Origin of the sequence: Sorangium sp. So ce834 (assembly GCF_051521425.1) — a bacterium.
Taxonomy (GTDB): Bacteria; Myxococcota_A; Polyangia; order Polyangiales; family Polyangiaceae; genus Sorangium; species Sorangium cellulosum_D.
The window spans coordinates 13,382,485-13,402,236 of the sequence record NZ_CP150351.1; the positions used below are offsets into that span (position 1 = coordinate 13,382,485).

Consider the following 19,752-nt stretch of genomic DNA (forward strand, 5'->3'; position numbering starts at 1 on the left):
CGGTCCGCCGAGAGGCCGAGGGCGCGCTGCGGCGCGCGGCTCACGGCCGCGCGGCGGGGGGCGAGCCGCCGTAGACGAGCCGGCCGCCCATCTTCGACAGCGCGTAGGCGAACCCGAGCTCGAGGGTCGAGCGGGTGACGACGCCCCCGAGGTCCAGCCCCTGCTCCACCATCAGCCGCGCGGCCGCCGGCGCGATGCCGACGAGCACGACCTCGGCCCCGAGCAGCCCCGCTGCCCGCGCCGCCGTCATGAGGTGATCCGCCGCCGCGGCGTCCACCGCCGCCATCCCCGTCACGTCGATCAGCACCACGCGCGCGTGCCGCTCGGAGATCTCCCGCAGCATCGACTCGAGGAAGCGGCCCGAGCGCTGGCGGTCCATTGCCCCGACGATGGGCATCACCACGATATGGCGCGCGACCGGGACGACCGGGCTGGAGAGCTCATGGATCGTGCTGAGCAGCGCCGCCTGCTGCCGGTTCGCCTGCTCGAGCTCCTGGGTCCGCTCGGTGATGCGGCGGACGAGCTGCGCATTCTCGAGCGCCACCGCCAGGGTGTCGGCGATGCGCTCGATCAGCCCGAGGTCCTCGGGCGAGCACGCCGCGTGGCGCGCGCTGTCGAGGACCAGGACGCCGAGCGCGACCCCCCGGGCGAGCAGCGGGACGCCGGCCCGCGTGCGGCTGCCCTTCCGGCGCGCCTCGACGACATCCGGCCAGCGGTCGTGCTCGCTCGCCAGCGTGTCGACGACGACCGACCGGCCGGCGCTCAGCACCCGGCCGACCAGGGTCTCCCGCTCGAGCCGGGCGCGCCCCTCGGCGAGGCCCTGCTCCTCGGCATCCAGGCTGATGACGAGGAACTCGCGCGAGCGATCCACCGCCGCGCCCCCGCGCCTCCGGTTGGCGGACTTGCGGCTCGTCTCCAGGGTCAGGTGCTCCGACAGCGGACGAGACCAGGGCGTGGACTCGAGGGTCACGAGGTCCACGCCGGTGTCGATGAAGCGCGGGAGGGGCCGATCCTCGGCCTGCCCCGCCGCCGGGAGCTCGGCCAGCGTCGCCTCCACCCCCCTCGACACCATGTCGTGGAGCACCTCGACGGCGCGATAGCCCATGTCGTGCTCGCGCTGGACCACGGCCGCATGGATGGTGCCCTCCCGGAGCATCGCGATCGTCTCCGGGATCAGATCGAACGCCACGATCTTGAGATCTCCCGCCCTCCCCAGGGCCCTCGCGGCCATGCCCCAGGCCGGGCCGTTCTCGGCGCAAGCCCCGAAGGCGCCGGACAGCCCTCCTTCGCGCAAGGCGTCCAGGGCGAGCTGCATCGCCGCGGAAGTATCGTAATGGTTCTCCAGCGGAGATCGCATCGAGATGGACTTCCCGAAGACCGCCGCGCCAAACCCCGCGACCCGATCGCGACCGTTCATGGCGCGGAGCGACGAGACCTGCGCGCCCACGACCCCGCCGTCCGGGAGGAGCCGCGCCATCGTCTCTCCGGCGAGCCGGCCGGCCGCCACGTTGTCGGTGCCGACGTAGGCCAGCGCCCTGCTGCCCTCGGCAGGCGGCGTATCGAACGTGATCACCGGAATCCCGGCCTCCGCCGCTCGCCGGATCGCCGGCTCGAGGGCCGCGGCGTCGCCCGGCGCCACGGCGATGCCGCTCACCCCGCGGCGCACGCCCTCGTCGATGAGCGCGCGCTGGCCGGCCTCGCCGGCGGCGCTGCCGCACCGGTGGGTCACGCCGACGCCGAGGGCGCGCCCCGCGACGAGCGCGCCCTCCCGCAGGTTGTTCCAGTAGGCCACCGGCGCGCGCCGCGGCGCCCGGTAGACGCGGAGCTCACGCGCCGCGCCGCGCTCGCTCGCGGGCGAGGCCCCGCAGGCGTCGTCCTCCACAAGGGCGAGCTCCACCGCGCTCCATTGCGGCCGCAGCTGCACGCTCTTGATACCGCTCGAGATGATCTCCACGAGCTCCTGCGGGCTGGCCTGCGAGGCCACCGCGTTCAGCACCTCCTCGAGCACGCGGTTCTCGTGGGCCGACCGCGCCTTGTCGTCGAAGAGCTCGCGCCGCTCCAGCGCCGCGCCGGCGCTGCCGGCCAGGGCCATCAGCCGGGCCCTGCGCTCGTCCGAAAGCGGCTCCGCGGCCGGCTGCTCGATGGCGAGCACGCCGACCGGCCGCCCGCGCATGCACACCGGCGCGAGGACCACGACCGCGTCCGCTGGCAGCCAGTCGAGCGCCACCGCGCCCGGCAGGTGCTCTCGGTACCACGCCGCCGCCGCCGCCGCGCGCGCGCCGTCGCCCGGATCGAGCCGAGAGACCGCGCTGGCCGGCCCCGCGTCCGACGGGATCGGCAGCGGGCCTGAGAGCAGGCTCTCGAGGCCCACGGCGGCCCGGTAGATCAGGCGATCTCCCTCTCGGATCAGCAGGCTGCCGCGCCGCGTTCCAGGCAGGCTGTCCGTGGCGTCCTGTACAATGCGATGCAGCGCTGCGAAGAGGTCCAGACCGGTGATCATGCGTGTTCGACCTACACCCCACCGGCGGAGCGCGGCGCGGGGATCGTGCCAGCAGGCGCGATCGGTCGGTCCGTTGTCAAGCCATCCATCCGGCTCGGCCCCATCATGCGCTCGAAATCGCGGCGGGCGTCGAGCGCTTCGCGCTGGTCGCTCGAGGCCGTCCGACCGCGCGAAGCGGGCTCGTCCGAGGCGGCGCGCTGGGCGGAATCGGCGACGATCGCGGTGCGATAGCAACGGACAGCCGCGCTCCGGCACCGGAGAACTCATGAGATGTTCTGTTCCTCAGCTCCTCCTCGTCTTCCCTGTGCTCTTCGCGATCCCCGCCGAGGCGTCGTCTCCGCCCTGCGCCACGATCCGCCGGGGCGGCCCCGGGGACGTCGAGGACGCCGCCTTCCCCCCTCGCAGGCCGCACCGCGACGTGGACGGCGCGGTCCCGAGCCACGGCGCGCCCGCGTCGCCGCCGTGCCGCGCGGAGGACGCGGAGCCCGCGTGTCGCGAGGCTCCGCGCGCGACGCGCCCGCCCGCGAGCTACGTGTGCCACCGCTCGTGTCCCGGCGCCGCCCACCTCTTCAGCCGGCGGTTCGGCGATGCACGGGAGCAGATCGGGTATTCGGTCGCCGCCGACGGCGCGGGGAACATCGTCCTCGCGGGCTCGGCCGCGGGCGCGGTCGATTTCGGCGGCGGGCCTGTCTCCGCCTCGGGGGCGTTCCTCGCGAAGCTCGACGCCGACGGAGGCCTCCTCTGGAGCCGCGCCTTCGACTCCCCCTCATCGTTTGCGTCTGCCGTCGCCGTCGACGCGGACGGCAGCATCCTGCTCGCGGGCGGCTTCCGCGACCCCATCGATCTCGGCGGCGGTTCGCTGATGAACCCCTTCGACGGACTCCAGATCTCGTTCGTGGCGAAATTCGACGCCGGCGGCAATCATCTCTGGAGCCGAGCCGCGTCCGGCGACGAGCGCCACTTCCCGCGCGCCATCGCCGCGGACGGCGCCGGCAACGTCCTCGTCTCGGGCTCGTTCGAAGGCTCCCTCGACTTCTCCGGCGGAGCGTCGCCGCTCGTCAGCACAGGAGGCCTGTTCGACGAGGATGTCTTCGTGTCGAAGCTCGACGCCTCCGGCGATCACCTCTGGAGCAAGGGGTTCGGCACGGCGGACATCGATCGCGGCGAGGGCCTCGCGGTCGACGGCGCGGGCAACATCGTCCTCGCGGGGTTCTCCCTGGGCGGCGGCCTCGATTTCGGCGGCCGGCCGCTCCCGAGCGCCGGGAGCTCCGACATCTTCGTCGCCAAGCTCGATCCGGACGGCCATCATGTCTGGAGCCGGAGCTATGGAGATCCCGGCAGCCAGAACGCCTCCGCCGTCGCGGTGGATCCGTGGGGCAACGTCCTCGTGACCGGGGGCTTCACCGGCAGCGTCGATTTCGGCGGCGGACCGCGCCGCAGCGCGGGCGACAACGACGCGTTCGTCCTGAAGCTCGACCCGAGGGGCCATCACGTCTGGAGCCGCCGCCTCGGCGGCGCGCTCCGGCAGGACGGCACGGCGATCGCCGCCGACGCCGACGGCAACGTGGCGGTCGGCGGGTTCTTCCGCGGCGCGCTCGAGCTCGCGTGCGGGCGGCTCGAGAGCGCGGGGCAGGAGGACGTCTTCCTCGTCGAGCTCGACGCCGACGGCCGCGCCCTGTGGGGCGATCGCTTCGGCGACGCGCAGAGCCAGACGCCCACGGACGTCGCGTTCGACCCGGGCGGGGACGTCCTCCTCACCGGCTACTTCGACGGCGTCCTCGACTTCGGCGGCGGGCCGCTCGCGGGGCGGGGCGGCCGCGACGCATTCCTCGCGAAGCTCGGGCGCTGAGCGGGCGGGCGAGGCTACGCGCGCTTCCGCGGCTCGCCGCGCGCGGGCAGGGTCGCGCGCCACCGCGCGCGCAGCGCGCTCGGCTTCTCGCCGTAGCGCTCCGGCAGGAACGTGGCGCCGACCACGCGATCGGTGCGAAAGGAGCGGAAGTCCTGGCGGAGCTCGCACCACGCCACGAGCAGGCGCGTCGACTCGCGGTACCCCACCACGACGGGCCACACGACGCGCTCGCTCTCGCGGCCCGCCTCGTCGCGGTAGCGGAGCGAGATCTTCGTGCCGGCGCGGATCGACGCGCGCACCTCGGCCAGGTCGAGCGCGTCGGGGACCTGGTCCAGCGCGGGGGGCGTGCCCGTCACCGGATCGAGCACGAGCGGGCGCAGCCGCTCGGGGACCGTCGCGGCGATCTTCGCGATGAGGTCCTGCGCCGCCCTCCGCAGGGCGGCGTCCCCGCGGTGGGCGACCCACTGCGCGCCGAGGACCGCGACCTCGATCTCGTCGGGCGTGAGCATCAGCGGCGGCATGTCGAAGCCGCGCTCGAGCACGTAGCCGGTGCCGGCCTCGCCCCGGATCGGGACGCGCTGGGCGAGGAGATCCGCCACGTCGCGGTACACCGTCCGCTTCGACGTCTCGAGCTCCTCGGCGAGCGCCGCCGCGGTGACCGGCGCCCGCTGCCGGCGCAGGATCTGAAGGATCTGGAACAGTCGATCGGCGCGCCGCACGAGGATGCTGACACCAGGTTGTCAGCAGGGCGGGTCTACATCAAGCGAGGTCCACGGCGGACCCAAGCTCCAGGAGATTCCCATGATCACGCTCTACGGCTTCGGCCCCACGTTCGGCTTGCCGGAAGCAAGCCCCTATGTGACGAAGACCGAGGTCCAGCTCAAGCTCCTCGGCCTGCCCTACAGGAAGGAGCGCGCGCGGCCTGACCTGTCGCCGAAGGGGCAGCTCCCCTTCATCGACGACGACGGCGCGCGCATCGCCGACTCGCACTTCATCCGCGAGCACCTCGAGCGGAAGTACGGCAAGGATCTCGACGCGGGCCTCGACGCCCGGCAGCGCGCCGAGGCGTGGGCCATCGAGCGCATGCTCGAGAACCATTTCGTCGCGACCTCGGGGTACGCGCGCTGGCTCATCCCGGAGAACTTCGAGAAGGGCCCGGCGCATTTCGTCGACGGCGCGCCGGAGGAGATGCGCCCGAAGCTGCGCGAGGAGCTCCTCGCGCGCGTCCGCGAGAACTACCGCGCGCTCGGCGTCGCGCGGCACTCGGACGAGGAGATCGTCGCGCTCGGCGTGCGCTCCCTGACCGCGCTCTCGGCGCTGCTCGGGGACAGGTCGTACCTGTTCGGCGGGCGCCCCGCGGGCGTCGACGCGACGGCCTTCGCGGCGCTGGCCGGCATCCTCACGCCGTTCTTCGACTCGCCGCTCCGGCGCAGGGCCGAGGGCTTCGCGAACCTCGTCGCGTACACCGCGCGGCTCATGCGGGAGTTCTACCCGGATCACCCGTGGGAGGCGCCCCGGCAAGGGGCCTGAGCGCCGCGGCGCCGCCGCGGCGCCCCCGTTCGAGGGGCGGGGCGCCGCGGCCTGCGCTCCGCGGCGCGGCGCTACTCCTCGCCGCGCGGACCCGGCGTCGGCACGGGCTCGCCCGGCGCGGGCTCGGTGACGTTGCCGTCGCAGCCGTACCCCCACGAGGTCGGGGCGGGCAGGGGCAGCGACGCCACCGGCGTCGCGAGGTCGTCGAGCGCGTTCACGAGCACGCCGCCGTACGAGATCGAGTAGACGTAGTCCTCGATGAACAGGCCGCGCTTCACGTCGGCGCCGCCGTAGTAGTAGCACCCCGACGTCGCGCTGAAGAAGCCGCTGTGGTCGACCGCGCCGAGGTGGCTGAACCCTCCGGCGATATCGACGTTGAAGAGCTCCAGCGCGCTCGCGACCGCGCCGGTCTCCCGGTCGTAGCTCACGACCGGGAAGGCGAGCACGTCGCGCTCATCGTAGTACGTGAACGCCTTGTGGTTGTACTCGGCCTCGGAGAACGCGTAGTCCCCATCGAGAGACTCCTTGTGCAGGAGCGCCGGCGCCGACGGGTTCGTGACGTCGAAGATCTGCAGCGACAGGCCGGTCACCCTGCCGCTCTCGTCTCCGTCCCTGCCGATCGCCAGCAGGTGCCCGTCGTCGAGCGGGTGCATGTACTCGCTGAAGCCGGGGATCTTGAGCTCGCCCGCGACGGAGGGCGACGCGGGGTCGGAGAGATCGAGCACGAACAGCGGGTCGACCCGGAGGAACGTCACCACGTAGCCGCGATCCCCGATGAACCGGGTCGAGCGGATCTGCTCGCCCGGGGCCAGGTCGGTGATGGCGCCGATGCGCGCCAGCTCGGTCCCTTGCGCCTCGAGGACGAACACGCCGTTGCGGGTCGTCCACCGCTCGGTCCCGGGCACCATGGCGGTCGTCGAGACGCGGAGCTTGCCGTTGTGCTCGTCGAGCGAGAACTGGTTGAGGATGTGGCCGGGCACCGAGCCCGACGCGACGTACCGGGGCTGGCTCGGGTCGGCGACCAGATCGAACTTGTGCAGGTGCGTGACGTCCGTGCTCGCGTTCACCGCGCTGGGCGCCGTCGGCTGCTGCCAGCCGCGCGCGGCGACATAGAGGGCGTCGTGGCTCGAATACACGGTGTCGGTCGCGCCGATGATCGAGGTCGACGCCGGCGCCTCGTCGAGGTCGTCGAGGTCGATCGACTCGATCTGCGTCAGGCCGTACGACGTCGTGCCCGCCTCGGGGATGTAGAAGTCCGCGCAGCTCGCGCCGAGCTCCGTGACCGTCTCCCCCTCCTTCTCGAAGCGGTACGGCAGCCACGCCGACAGCGACGACCCCTCGATGATCGCCGTGTTCTCGGCGCGGAGCTGCTCGAACGCCGCGGTCCACGCCTCGGCGGTCTCGGGGAAGGCGGTGAGGTCGGTGGGCCAGTAGCTGAGCGCGGGGCCGTGGGCGCCGCCGGTCAGCACCGTGCGGACGTCCTCGCCCGCGCGCCGCGCCGAGGCGTAGCCGCCCTCGAAGTAGAGCTCCCTGGCCACGCTGGGGGCGCCGCCCGCGAGGCTCAGGACGGTGAGCTTGGTGAGCGGGGCGTAGACGTCGGGCGGCGGGGCCGCGTCGGTCACCGGCTCATCGGGGGACGGGGCGCCGTCCGCCGGCGTGGGCTCGGAGTCGCCGTCCGGCGGCGGCTCCGCGGGCCTGTCGTCGGCATCCGGCGGCGGGTCGGCGTCTCCCGGGTTGGGCGGCGGCGCGCCGGCGTCTCCCGCGTTGGGCGGCGTGCCGGAGCCCTCCGGGGGGGCCGGCGCATCGTCCTGCGCCGGCCCGCTGCCCGGCGTGACGGTGGGCGCGCCGGCGCCTCCGGGCAGGGCGATGCCGATGTCGATCCTGTAGTCGTAGTATCCCGGCCGCGGCTCGACGCCCGCCTTCTCGTAGATCGAGGCCCCGTTGACCGACGAATAGATGACGGCCTTGTCGCCTGCCACGAACATCTCGATCGGGCTGCCCTCGATCGCGAGCGAGCTGCCCACCGCGAGCGACGACGCCGGCCACGCGGTCAGCGTGTAGAAGCTCTGGTCGTGCAGGATATAGATGTTGTTCCCGTCGGTCTTGACGATATCGGCCTCATCGACGCCGGCGACCTGGGTGTTCGTGTCCGAGTGGGTCGGGGCATCGCTCTCGCCGCCCGCCGCCGAGTCCTCGGGGCTGTTGGTCTGGGGCGGCGTCGGGGAAGGTACGCCGGTGGGGTCCGCGGCCCCCCCGGGCAGGGCGACGCCGGGGCCGCCGAAGCCGATGCCGCGGCCGTCGCCGATCGCCCCGTAGCTCGCGATCATGGCGTCGATCTGGGCGTTCATCTTGGCGAGCGCGTCCTGCTTCAGCAGCGCTTCGAGGTCGTCGCACGACTGGGCCCGGTGGAGCGCCGCGCGCTGCGACGCGCTCTCATCGGGTCCGGGGGACGAGGGCTCCGTGACGCATCCGACGGCGAGGAGGCCTGTTGCTAGGAGAAGCCAGAGGGAGGAATGGGCGCGGTGGGTTCGCATGGTGCCCGCCGGCGTCGCAAGGCCCGCGCCAGCCGCTCGCTCGCGCGGTTCACCGCGAAACGCGGCGATTCTCGCGCGCGCACGGCCCGCCCCGCCGCGGGAAGCACGACATGCATGCGCTGGCGGGGGCCGCCTGGCACACGTGTGCCATGGGTGGGTGGCGTAACTGGCTATTTCCGCCAACACGCGATGAGGCGGATGTTCATTGGGCCCGGACGGACGCGCCGTGCGGGGCATGTGTCCGAGGGCGGCGGGGGCTCGCTCTCCCGGCGGGGATGCCTGCGCGCGGCGTCAGAGGGGGACGGGCGCGGGGGGGATCTTGAACACGTCCCATGCGGGCGTGTGGTTGCTCGTGTTCCTGGTCTGGTTCCAGAGATAGATCGACGGGTACGTGTGCACCGTCGTGCCCTCCACGACGACGCCGGTCACGTAGAGCTGGGACGCCTTCTTCTGCGGGTCCTTCTGGAGGGTGTAGCCGTCGCGGGACGACGAGAAGATGACCCAGTAATAGGTCTTGCCGTCGACGGTCGTGGCCTCCGGCGACCACCTGGGCCAGCTGTTGTGGATTCCCGGGCTCGTGACGCCGACGCAGGCCGGCGGGTCGTTGGCCGCGAGCCGCGTCGCCGCGCCGCCGGCCGCGGGGATCACGTAGATGTCGGACGCGGGGTTATAGTACATCTCCCCCGGGCTCGGCGTCCGGTTGAACGCGATCAGCCGGTCGTCGGGCGAGAAGGCCGGGTAATACTCGTTGAACGCCGGCTCCGCGGCGCCCTCTAGCGGCGTCGCCGCGCCGCCCTGCCGGTCGTTGTAAGGCACCGTGTAGAGATCCCCGGCCCCGGCGGCGATCCGCCCGTCCTTGCCGGCGTCGGTGGACACGTAAACGATGGTGTCGCCGTCGTGGCTCCAGTCCGGCATCAGCGCTCCGCGCGTGTCGCCCTCGCGCGCGATGAAGCCGTATGCGGTCCCCTCCGCGGCCGCCATCTCTTCCTTGACCAGGTTGGGGTTGGCGTCGAGCGGGTAGGTCGGCACCGGCGACTCCAGGTCGAACCACGCGAGGCGCGCGTTCGGCATGGCGCTGTACGACTGGCCGTCCCAGACCGTGCCGCGATCCCGGCCATAGGAGGTGACGACGATCCGGTCTCCCGGGGAGAAGTGCGCCGGCGACATCCTGGGCGCGCCGAGCCAGGCCTGGCTCATCGCCTCGGAGCCGCCCGGCGTGACGTACGAGGGGACCTCGCCCACGGAGTCCTTCTGCACGGAGGCGATGGCGAGCCCCCACGGCCAGTGATCCGTGAAGATGACGGACTCGCCGTCGGGCGTCGACGTGTGGCACCCGATGCACCTCACCGCGCCGTCGTTCCGGAGGCCGCCGTTCTCGGTCCTGCGGCCGCCCTGCTGCACTTGCTCGACCTTGAGCGCGTCGACGACGCCCTCCTCGCCCACCCCGAACCCGGCCAGCCACGCGTCCGCGGGCCCTTCGCCGATTGCCGCCCAGTACACCATGCTGCCGCCGGCCGGCGCCGGCGCGATGGTGATCGGCCCGGAGGTGCCGAGGAGCGGCGCGCCCGGCGCGCTCGTCGACACCGAGCGGATCGTGAGGGTGATCGGCTCGTTCCGGACATGCGACGCCAGCTTCTCCCACATGTCCTTGGGCATCTTCCACTCTCGGTTCGTCGTGTAGACGACCAGGTCGTTCTTCTCCCGGTCGGCGTGCACGCGGATCTCGAACAGGTCCTGCCCCTCGGGCGCGGTCCACCGGAACCTCGGCCGCAGCCAGTTGTTCGGGAAGAGCGCCCCGATCTCCGGCTCGGCGAGGCACGGCCCGCCCGGCGCGCCGCTGCCCGGGGCGCCGAACAGCTCGGGCGCGTTGGCCGGCGGCGGCGTCCCGGCGTCGTCGAGCACCGGGGCCGCGGGGAAGTCCTCGCAGACCTCGCAGGGGGGCGGCTCGACGGGGCCGCCGCTGCCCACGTCGAAGATGTTCCCCGTCCCCGCGCCGAACTCGTCCGGCGCCCCGCCCGAGCCGCCGGTGCCCTGGCCCTGCTGCGGGGAGCCACCCGGACCTGACGAGCAGGCGACCACGAAGGCAGCGCCGATGAAGGCAGCGCCGACGCCGACAAATAGAGTCTCGATCCGATGTTGTAAGGTTCTCATTTTAAGTTCCTCCGTGCGCGCGCTCAGGGCTCGATTCGCCCGGACGACCACGCGGCTCGGCGCGCCCGGATCCGGGCAGCCGCGATGGTTGCGCGATCACCGTGGTGCTGCTGTTTCGTCGCGCTGGGCTCCAGCGGGGGCCAACCGCAGATCGCGAGATCGCTCAGCGCGACGCGCTTCCCGGCGTGAAGGATGTAAAGAAAGCTCTGGGCAGGTAGGAAGACATGAAACCTTTTCCCCTGTCAAGCGAGTCGCGGGTACATGTCGCCTGATGAGGGCGCGCAGGGGGCGCTCCGCGGGCGGCGCATGTCGCCCGACGAGGCGCCCGGCGGAGCGCGCCGGTGGTCGTGAGGCGTCCGCATCCGGCGACGCCGGCGCATCCGGCGCATCCGGCGCATCCGGCGCGCCGCTGCGTTCCCGCGGGACGTGCCGGGGTGCTAGTTTCCCCGCGTGGCCTCGCCGAACCGCATCGGGTACCCGCTCAGCCCCCGGCGGCCGCCCCGCGCGCTCGTGCTCCGCGATCTGTCGCCCGAGGAGGCCAGCGCCGCGATCGACTGGTCCGGCTGGTACCTGCCCGACGACGCCGAGCGTCACGGCAAGGCCGAGCGGTCCGGGATCGTCCGCCTGCTGCTCTCGGTGCTCGCGCAGCTCGCGCGCGAGCGCGGGTGGGTCGACTGGTACGCCGGCACCGACCACGCCTTCGCCTGGGTGCGGGCCGAGCCGCTGGTGCGCGTCATGCCCGACCTCTACGTCCTCGATCACCGCCCGTTGCCGCCGCTGCCGCGGCAGTGGCAGACGTGGCTGCCGGGCCACCGCCCGCCGCGGTTCGCGCTGGAGATCGTCACGGGCGACTATCGCCGGGCGTACGAGGTCGCGCCGGCCAAGTACTGGCAGCTCGGCTGCCCCGAGCTGCTGCTCTTCGATCCCGAGGCGGCCTCGGCCCGCGCGCCGCTCTCCGAGGAGCGGGTGCCGCTCCAGCTCTACCGCCGCGATCCGGACGGCACCTACCTGCGCGTCCACGCCGGCGCCGATCCCCTCTGGATCGAGGCGTTCGACGCGCACGTCGTCGTGCTGAAGGACGGCCCGCACCCGACGTTGCGCGTCGCGCGGACCTCCCGCGCGACCGATCTCGTGCCCGCCGAGGAGGAGGCCCTCCGCGCCGAGGGCGAGGCGCGCGCCCAGGAGCAGCGCGCCCGCGTCGCCGAGCAGCGCGCCCGCGCCGCCGCCGAGGCGCGCGTGCGCGAGCTCGAGGCGCGCGTGCGCGATCTGGAGGCCCGGGTCACGCGCCGCTGATCGCGCTCGCCGGCGCGCGCTGGCGCCGAGGCGGGCGCTACGCCGGCCGCAAGATCTGCCGCACCGACTCCACGTCCGTGACCCGGTGCAGCACCGGCTGGAGGCCGGCGCCCGGGGCCTCGCCGAAGGCGCCGCTCGCCGCCACGGCGCGGGCGCGGGGGCCGTCGAGCACGAGGAACACGTCGCGGAGGCCCCCGGCGCCCGGCGCGTCGATCACGTCGACGATGCGCGAGCGATCGAGGTGCAGCTCCTCGTCGCCCCGCTGGATGAGCACGCGCCGGTCGGTGATGAGGTACCGCGTCCGCGCCGCGAGCCGCGCCGGGCGCACCACCGACATGTAGAGCATCGCCGCGCCCGCGGCGACGAGCAGCACGATCGTGAGCGAGAGCGAGGCGACGAGCGCCACGAACGAGACGCTCTCCGGATCCATGCCCGCCGCGGTCACGATGCGGATGCTCCGCACGGCGTGCACCGCCGTGACCACGGCGAAGCCGCCGAGGAGCACGCCGAGCAGCACCGAGCCGACCCCGCGCAGGCCGTTCGGGAGCCACTTGTGCCAGCCGTCGGCCGGGTGCGCCGACCAGAGCACCCGCTCGCCCTCGTCGAGGCGCTGCGAGAGCAGCCGGTGACCGTCGCCCGCGGGCGCCGAGGGGACGACGCCCCGCAGGATGGCCCAGACGCGATCCGGGGCCACGACGCCGTTGAGCACGATCGACAGCCGCCGCCGGAGGGCGCCCGTGGGCACCGCCCTCACGAGCTCGAGGTCGCCCACGCCGGGGTGCTTCGGGTGCCAGTGGATGCGCGCGTAGCTGATCGACCGCCGCTCGATGGAGCGCCGGAGCTTCCCGCGCTGCACCACGATGTGCCGGTCGGTGAGCAGGTACTCGAGCTCCGAGCGCCACCAGCGCGGCAGGTAGCTGAACGCCACCGCCAGGCTCGCCATCCAGGCCGCGAAGGCGAGCAGCTGGGTCGGCGACGCGCCGAGCGCCTTGCTCACGACGATGGCGGACGCCGTGCTGATCGCGGAGGTCACGCCGCAGACCGTCGCGCCCACGACGTAGAGCAGCGGCGTCGCGACGACCTTGGGGCGTCCGGACCAGAGCACGGGCTCATTGAACACCGAGTCGCGCATCTCGACGGATCTCCGTTCGGGGTGAGCTGGCCGGCGCCGCCCCCGCGCGCGAGGGCGACCACGCTAAGGTGAACCCGCCGGGCGGGGTCGTAAAGGGGCGTCCTCGCATCCCGCCGCGGCGCGACGCGCGTCCGCTGCGGTGCGATCGGAGCGCGACCGGAGGCGACGTGCAGGAACTCCCGGAAGCACCTGCGGGGGCGGCCGGAAGCGCGGCGCGAGCGCGACCGGACCGCGGCGCGCCGCCCAGCACAGCGCCGCGGGTCAGCGCCGCAGCGGCGCCGCGGGCGCGGGCTTGCGCAGGCGCTTCATCGTCTGCTCCCGCTCCCGATCGCACTGCGCGCGCCGCGCCTTGGCCAGCGCCACCCAGTGGTCGTTCCCGGGGGCGCGCGCGATGTACGACTCCCACGCAGCCACGGCCTGCAGGTAGGCCTCCGCGCGCGCGGCGCCGAGCTCGGCGCTCCGCGCCGCGGCCCAGTGGCCGAGCGCGGCGTACCAGGCCTCGTCGTACGGGGGCACGTAGAACCAGCCGGCGCCGTTGATCTGCTGGTCGTTCCGGTCGTAGGTCCTCGCGAGCCGGATGTGCTCGACGGCGCCCTCCAGGTCGCCCGACCGGTCGAGCGCCACGGCGAGCCCCCAGAGCGTGGTCACGCCGTAGCGGAACATGTCGAGCGACCCGAGCGTCGAGAGCGCCGCGCGGTAGCCCTCGACCGCGGCGGTGATGTCGCCGAGCGCCATGTACGCCTCGGCCTGGTTGGCCAGCAAGAGCGCCCGCGACGCGGCGTGCGGCTCGAGCGCGAGCGCCTCGTCGTACGCCTTGATCTCCTCGGTGTACCTGCCGAGCCGCGCATAGCAGACCGCGAGCGCGTGCCACGCGTCGGCCCGGGAGGGCGCCGGCGGCTGGGCGCGCAAGAGCCCCTCGAGCGTCGCGACCGCGCCCTCCACGTCGCCGAGGTGCTCCAGGATGTCGGCGTAGCGCAGCCGCACCGACGGATCGCGCGAGGTCGGCGCGCCGGCGCGCTCGTACAGGGTGCGCGCCTCGCGCAGCCAGAGCGGGCCGATCTCATCGACCCGCTCGAGGAGCGGCGAGCGCCGGAGCCGGTCGTACCGGGCGAGGAGCGCGTCGGCCTGGGAGATGAGCGCAGCGCGCTCGTCGGCCGCGGGATCCAGCGCGCGGGACCAGACGGTCGGCGCCGCGCGGAGGGGCGCCGCCGCGAGCGCGAGCGCGAGGAGCGCCGCGACGCCGGGCAGGCGGGCCCGCCGGGGCGAGCGAGGCCGCCGGCGCAGGCGCGGCCCCTGGCTCATCGCGCGCCCCCTGCGCCCGGGCCGGGCGCGGGGGCCATCGCGCGCCCGGCCGCCCCCGTCGCCGCGGCGCGCGCGGGCCGCTGGCCCCCGCCGCCGGCGCCTCTCCGGAGCGCGTCGAGGCGCGCGCGCGCCGCCCCGGCCCACGGCCCCTGGCCGCCGGCGCCCGACAGGTACGCCTCCCAGCGCGCGATCGCCGCGGCCGCCATGGTCCGCTCCAGCGCGAGCGCCTCGAGGGCGAGCCTGTCCTCCGGGACCGCGAGGTAGCCGACGGTGCGCAGGCGCGCCGTCGCGCTGGCGAGATCGTCGGCGGCGTGCTCGCGGGCGGCCGCGCCGGCGTGCTGGTCGGCCGCGCGCGCCCGCGCCGCCGCCTCGGCGCGGTGGTCGGCCGCGCGGGCGCGGGCGGCCTCGGCGCGGGCGCGCGCGGCCGCCTGGGCGCGGGGGTCGCCCCCGGCGCCCGCGTCGGCCGCCTCACCCTCGAGCGCGGCGTCGGCCTGGGCCTTGTCGCCGGCGCGGTCCAGCGCGAGCGCGAGCGACAGCGTGACGTCGCGGGCGAGCTGCGTCTGCGCGCGCTGGCGCGCCTCGCGCAGGTAGGCGATCGCCTCGTCGAGGTCGCCGCGGGCGCCCCCCGCGGCCGCGCCGGACGGCGGCTTCGCGGCCGCGCCGGCGGCGGCCATGGAGAGGTGCGCCGCCTCGAGCAGCACGAGCGCGCGCTGATCGGCGGTGCCGAGCAGGTCGATGCGCGGGACGAGCGCGCGGTAGATGGCGATCGCCTCGTCGCGCTTGCCGGTGCGGGCGAGCGACCGGGCGAGATCGTGCATCGTGTGCGGATCCTCGACGCTGCGCGGGTCGATGCCCCGCGCGCGATCGAAGGCGCGCCCCGCGTCCTCGGGGGAGCCGAGGGCGAGCGCGGCGCGGGCGAGCAGCACCTGCGGCGCGGCGTGCCCCGGGAGGAGCTGGTCGGCGAGGTGCGCCGCCTCGCGCGCGGCCTCCGGGTTGCTGCCGAGCTGCGCCTGGCCGCGCGCGAGCAGGTCGCAGTAGCGCGGGAGCTCCGGCGCGCGCGCGCGCTCCCAGACCGTGGGGCCCCGCGCGATGGCCCGGCTGGACCGCGCCGAGCACTCGGGCGGCCGCCCCGCCGCCGCCGCCGCTGCGACGAGCTCGCCGCCCGCCTGACCGGCGTGGGCGGTGAGCGGGAAGGCGAGCGGGAAGGCGAGCAGGGCCGTGAGCGACAGCGGGCCGGGGTGCACGGCCGGAGTGTACCAGCGACGCGCCCCGGAGGCCCACGTCGGGCCGGCGTCGGCGGGCTGCGATCCGGTTGATCGGGCGGGCGATGGTCCGTTATGGTGCCCGAGGTGACAGCGCCGACGGGGGGCGTTCGCGGGTCGTGCTTCGCTGGACTCCGCAGCCTTGGCGCCTCGTGAGGCCAGAGGAGGATCGACATCATGGGCGAGGTGATTCGCAAGGATGCGCCGGCGGACGACATCATCGGTGACGTGCGCGCGACGCTCCAGAGCGCTTCTGCGAAGGGGGGGTCCCTCCGGGAGCTCGCCGAGCAGCGGCTCGTGCCCGTGCTGACGCTCTTCGACGGCGTCGAGGCCCAGCGCAACGCCGCGCGGTCCGAGGCGGAGCCGCTGCTCGCCAAGGTGGAGGCCGAGTCCGCGCGCGCCGACGACGCGCTCGGCAAGGTCGCCGACGACGTCTGGAACGCCGTGGGCCGCCCCTCCGCGGATCCTGCGCTGTCGATCCTGTTCCCCGGCGGCGCGGCGTATTTCGCCGACTACGAGGACGGCGACATCACGGGGCAGCCGGATCGGCTGGAGGTGCTCGCGCAGCTGCTCGGCTCGGGGATCCACCCCAAGCTCAGCCTGGACAAGGCGCAGGCGGCGGCGGCCGAGGTGAAATCGGCGGCCGCGGCGCTGCGCTCGACGGTCGAGGCGACCCGGCTCCCGCTCGAGCGGCTGAGCGTGCTCGATCGCATCCGCGCCGCGGTGGCGAAGAGCGCGCACATCGAGCTCGTGCACCTGAAGCGCCTCTACAAGGCCGCCGGCTTCACCGAGGCGGAGATCCACGGCGTCATCCCGGACCGCGGCCGGGCGCGGCGCCGGCTGTAGCGCGCCGCGCCCGTCTCCTCGACGGAGCGGCGGTCCGGTCGGCGCCGCAGCTCGTCAGAGGGCGTCCGGCGCGGGCGGCGCCGGCGCCCTGCGACGGCTCACGGGCGATCGCCGGGAGACGGGGGATACGGGCTGCTCGTGCCGGAGCCGAACGACGCGCTGCGCCCGTAACCGCCGTAGGGCGGGTAGGCCGGCATGTAAGGCCCGTTGGGGCCGTAGTAGACGGGGCCGTAGGACGGCGCGCCGTTGCCGTAGGACGGCGCGCCGTTGCCGTAATACGGGGCGCCGCCGCCGTAATACGGCGTGTTGCCGTAATACGGGGCGCCGTTGCCGTAGTACGGCGAGCGCGGCGGATTGCCGTTCTCCGAGACGTACGGGGTACCGAGGAGCGAGACGAGCGACATGGCGAACGAGAGGTGCCGCGACGTGGCCTCCCGGATACCGGGGATGAGGTGGGAGATCCCCGGGTGCAGCTCGGGTCCGACGAAGGCGATCTGCTCCTTGAGATGGGCCAGGAACTCCTGGTGCCGGACGATCTGGAGGTTGACGTACGTCCAGTCGAAGGTGCGGCCGCTGAGCCCTTCGAGCATCTGTCCATCCGACGCGCCCTGCTCGACCAGCGCCCGGCTGATCGCGTTGTCGGCCGGCGTCACGCCCAGCTGCCCGAGCGCGGCCAGGAGCTGCTGGTTCGCGGCGGTGTGGTGATTGAGCAGCTCCTGGGCGAGCTCGAGGACGTACGCGTCGGTCGCGCGGGTCAGGGCGATCTGCGCCTCTGCGATCTGGAGCGCGTCGAAGGCGTCGAACACCGAGGCGAGCTCCGGGACCGAGAGCGTGAAGGCCTGCGACGCGGATTCGACCGCCTCTTCCGCGCTGTCCTGGTCCGCCGCTGCGAGGCCGTCGTCTCCCGCAGCGACGGAGCAGGCGCTGGTCCCCACGAGCGCCAGGGCTGCAATCGATGCAAAACGAAGAGAGTCGATTCGAAACTTCATACTTCCCCCCCATGTCAATGACGGAAGCGGCGCCGGCGCTTGAGCGCTTGGCGGTGATGCCTGGCCCGCCCCGTCACCTATCTTGAACGGCTCTGGGGATATGCAAGCGCGAAAGCCATCAAATCGATGATGCTCACGAGCGCACAGGATCGGCTGAATCGTCGGCGTCGCGCGACGGACCGGCGCGCGGGTGCCACCTCTCGATGTGGCTGAACGGACGAGGGCGCTGCCCGGGCGGCGGCGCCCGCGTGGTCACGGGAGGTCGCCAGGGGCAGGGGAGCGGCGCTGTCGGGCGATCGGCGATGTGCCATGTCCAGCCGCGGCGGAGGCGGCGGGACGGACATCGATGCTTCCCTGGAGGAGATCCGCGCGCGGGCGGCGTGCGCCCGGCGAACGATGCGCGAACGGCGCGCTAACGGCGCGTCAGTCCGCGGACTTGGCCGGTTTGCGGGCCACGACGCCGACGGTGCCGTAGTAGATGCCCCACGCCGCCGGGTCGGCCGCGAACCGGGCGTATCCGGCGAGATCCTCCGCGCTGATCCGCCCGGTCGCGAGGTACTTGTCCTGGAGCTGGGTGGCGGAGAGGCTCATGATCTCGGACAGCGGGTGGCCGCCCGGGCACAGCGGCACCTCGTTCTCGACGGCCTCGATGGCGAGCCCTCGCGACGCGAGGATCGCGGGCAGGCGCAGGCCCAGCCCCGGGTCCTTGCCCTCGGCCTGGAACATCGCGAGGATCGACTGATTCACCCGATCGAAGGCCTCGATATCCGGGCCGGACGCGCCCCTGGCCGCGGTGAAGTCGGGCTCCTCGAGCACGAGGCGCCCGCCGGGCTTCAGCGCCGCGAGCATGGCGTCGAGGAGATCCTGGAAATGGGCGCTGTGGACGAGCACGTAGCGGGCGTGCACCAGATCGAAGCGCGCGGCGTGAAAGTCGAGCTGGCGGATATCGCCTTCGATGATCCGGACGCCCGGCAGCTGAGAAGCATCCATGAACCCGACATCGAGGTCGACCGCGACCACCTCGCCTTCCTGGCCGACGCGCTCTGCCATCCAGGAGGCGATGGACCCGGCGCCGGCTCCCACCTCGAGGCAGCTCCAGCCGGGACCCATCCCGGACGCCTTGAGCAGGCGCCAGCTGCCGGGGTCGAAGAACCCCTCGATCCGCCGCAGGCGCTCCAGCTCTCGCGCACGCTCCGAACCCGCAAACGTGTAGCTGTCCTCGGCCATAGGGATGGACATAATAGTCCATTCCGCCGGGGAAGAAGCGAACTTCTCCTCGCCCGACCTTCTTCCGATCGGTGGAGTGACCTACACGGTCGCAGCGCGCCGGAGAGAAAACGTCCCAGGCGAGTCCGGCGGGGCCCCCGCGCCGCCCGGCGAACACCCCCTCCGGGGGCCGGGCGGCCCGGCTCCCCGCCTCCCGCGCGTCACGCGAGCGCCCGGCGCAGCGCGAGCACCGCCAGCCCGCCCACCCCGAGCGTGGCCGCGGTGCTCAGGAACTTCCTTGCCGTGGAAGGCGCGGGCAGGAACGCCGTGGCGCTGAGCGCCGCGAGCGGGGGCGACGTGCGCGGCGGCGCCGACTCGGCGGCCAGCGGCGACGCCGCCGCGTGGATCGGCGCGGTCTCGGCGAAGAGATCGAGCATCTCGCGCACGAAGGCGGGCAGATCCTGCGGCCCGCGGCTCGACAGCCAGTTGCCGTCGCGCACCACCTCCTCGTCGCGCCAGACGCCGCCCGCGTGCACGATGTCGTCGCGGATGCCGGGCCATGAGGCGAGCTGCCGCCCGCGCACGAGCTCCGCCGACGCGAGCACCCAGGGGCCGTGGCAGATCGTCGCGATCGGCTTCCGGAGGTCGTCGAACGCGCGCACGAACCGGCGCGCCTCCTCGCTCTGGCGCAGGAGATCCGGGTTGATGAACCCTCCCGGCAGGAGCAAGCCGTCGTACTCGGCCGGATCCGCCTCGCCGAGCGTCCGGTCCACGCGCACCCTCGCGCCGGGCTCGTGGAGGTTCATCCCGCGGATCTTGCCGTGATGGAGCGAGACGACGTCCACCGTCGCGCCCGCGGCGCGGAGCGCCTTCATCGGCACGGTCAGCTCGATCTGCTCGAACCCGTCCGCCACGAGCGCCGCGATCCGCTTCCCTGCAAGCTTCTTTCGTTCCTTCATGCTGCCCTCAACGGTTGTCGGGTGGATTCCATGGCAACCGGCGCGCCAGGACGTGCCTGTTCCAGCTGCCCTGTTCGTCGCTCGGAGACATGTCCCCTCCGACGCACCTAGAGCCGGCGCCCCGCTCCGCAACCGAGGCCGGCGCAGATCCCGTGGGGGCCGCGAGCCCAGCTGCCGGTGTCGCCCGCGGCCGGCGATG

At 73.9% G+C, this 19,752-nt stretch carries 14 protein-coding genes; 4 read left to right on the forward strand and 10 right to left on the reverse strand.

The features are described 5' to 3' along the window. Nucleotides 1-40 precede the first annotated feature (40 nt). Nucleotides 41-2,500: a substrate-binding domain-containing protein gene (locus tag WMF20_RS49000; RefSeq protein WP_437608893.1), complete on the reverse strand. Its 2,460-nt coding sequence runs from the start codon at nucleotides 2,498-2,500 to the stop codon at nucleotides 41-43. A gap of 265 nt (nucleotides 2,501-2,765) precedes the next feature. Between WMF20_RS49000 and WMF20_RS49005 the strand changes: the two genes are divergently transcribed. Next, nucleotides 2,766-4,349 carry a hypothetical protein gene (locus WMF20_RS49005; RefSeq protein ID WP_437608895.1) on the forward strand — a complete coding sequence of 528 codons (1,584 nt, stop codon included), beginning with the start codon at nucleotides 2,766-2,768 and terminating at the stop codon, nucleotides 4,347-4,349. 14 nt (nucleotides 4,350-4,363) lie between these two features. Here WMF20_RS49005 and WMF20_RS49010 read toward each other — a convergent pair whose 3' ends face one another. Next, nucleotides 4,364-5,068: a helix-turn-helix transcriptional regulator gene (locus WMF20_RS49010; protein ID WP_437608897.1), complete on the reverse strand. Its 705-nt coding sequence runs from the start codon at nucleotides 5,066-5,068 to the stop codon at nucleotides 4,364-4,366. 82 nt (nucleotides 5,069-5,150) lie between these two features. Here WMF20_RS49010 and WMF20_RS49015 point away from each other — a divergent pair, with 82 nt between their 5' ends. Next, nucleotides 5,151-5,879, forward strand: a complete 729-nt coding sequence (locus WMF20_RS49015) for a glutathione S-transferase family protein (RefSeq protein ID WP_437608899.1) — start codon at nucleotides 5,151-5,153, stop codon at nucleotides 5,877-5,879. Nucleotides 5,880-5,950: 71 nt separating this feature from the next. Here the strand turns inward: WMF20_RS49015 and WMF20_RS49020 are convergent, their stop codons facing one another. Then, nucleotides 5,951-8,413 carry a beta-propeller domain-containing protein gene (locus WMF20_RS49020; RefSeq protein WP_437608901.1) on the reverse strand — a complete coding sequence of 821 codons (2,463 nt, stop codon included), beginning with the start codon at nucleotides 8,411-8,413 and terminating at the stop codon, nucleotides 5,951-5,953. Nucleotides 8,414-8,704: 291 nt separating this feature from the next. Continuing rightward, the gene (locus tag WMF20_RS49025; RefSeq protein WP_437608903.1) at nucleotides 8,705-10,564 is read right to left on the reverse strand and encodes a hypothetical protein; all 1,860 of its coding nucleotides are present in this window, start codon (nucleotides 10,562-10,564) and stop codon (nucleotides 8,705-8,707) included. A 450-nt stretch (nucleotides 10,565-11,014) separates the two neighbouring features. Here WMF20_RS49025 and WMF20_RS49030 point away from each other — a divergent pair, with 450 nt between their 5' ends. After that, nucleotides 11,015-11,857 (forward strand): Uma2 family endonuclease, encoded by an 843-nt coding sequence (locus WMF20_RS49030; RefSeq protein WP_437608905.1) that lies wholly within the window; start codon nucleotides 11,015-11,017, stop codon nucleotides 11,855-11,857. 37 nt (nucleotides 11,858-11,894) lie between these two features. On the opposite strand, the gene WMF20_RS49035 is transcribed toward WMF20_RS49030, so the two are convergent. The 3 genes from WMF20_RS49035 to WMF20_RS49045 form a co-directional block, all read right to left on the reverse strand. Next, complete coding sequence (locus WMF20_RS49035; protein ID WP_437608907.1) at nucleotides 11,895-12,989, reverse strand: hypothetical protein; 1,095 nt, start codon at nucleotides 12,987-12,989, stop codon at nucleotides 11,895-11,897. A 261-nt stretch (nucleotides 12,990-13,250) separates the two neighbouring features. Next, on the reverse strand, nucleotides 13,251-14,291 hold the full coding sequence (locus tag WMF20_RS49040) for a tetratricopeptide repeat protein (RefSeq protein WP_437608909.1): 1,041 nt from the start codon (nucleotides 14,289-14,291) through the stop codon (nucleotides 13,251-13,253). Further along, on the reverse strand, nucleotides 14,288-15,535 hold the full coding sequence (locus WMF20_RS49045) for a hypothetical protein (RefSeq protein WP_437608911.1): 1,248 nt from the start codon (nucleotides 15,533-15,535) through the stop codon (nucleotides 14,288-14,290). The genes WMF20_RS49040 and WMF20_RS49045 overlap by 4 nt, the downstream gene beginning before the upstream one ends. Before the next feature lie 195 nt (nucleotides 15,536-15,730). Between WMF20_RS49045 and WMF20_RS49050 the strand changes: the two genes are divergently transcribed. Next, on the forward strand, nucleotides 15,731-16,399 hold the full coding sequence (locus WMF20_RS49050) for a hypothetical protein (protein WP_020741980.1): 669 nt from the start codon (nucleotides 15,731-15,733) through the stop codon (nucleotides 16,397-16,399). 98 nt (nucleotides 16,400-16,497) lie between these two features. Here the strand turns inward: WMF20_RS49050 and WMF20_RS49055 are convergent, their stop codons facing one another. The 3 genes from WMF20_RS49055 to WMF20_RS49065 all read right to left on the reverse strand — a co-directional run bounded on the left by WMF20_RS49055 (nucleotide 16,498) and on the right by WMF20_RS49065 (nucleotide 19,553). Then, a complete protein-coding gene (locus tag WMF20_RS49055) occupies nucleotides 16,498-17,388 on the reverse strand; it encodes a DUF4142 domain-containing protein (protein WP_437608913.1) in 891 nt (296 codons plus the stop codon). Nucleotides 17,389-17,811: 423 nt separating this feature from the next. Further along, nucleotides 17,812-18,627, reverse strand: coding sequence for a class I SAM-dependent methyltransferase (locus WMF20_RS49060; RefSeq protein ID WP_437608915.1), 816 nt, complete (start codon nucleotides 18,625-18,627; stop codon nucleotides 17,812-17,814). A gap of 188 nt (nucleotides 18,628-18,815) precedes the next feature. Further along, nucleotides 18,816-19,553, reverse strand: coding sequence for a type 1 glutamine amidotransferase domain-containing protein (locus WMF20_RS49065; RefSeq protein ID WP_437608917.1), 738 nt, complete (start codon nucleotides 19,551-19,553; stop codon nucleotides 18,816-18,818). Between the last annotated feature and the right edge of the window lie 199 nt (nucleotides 19,554-19,752).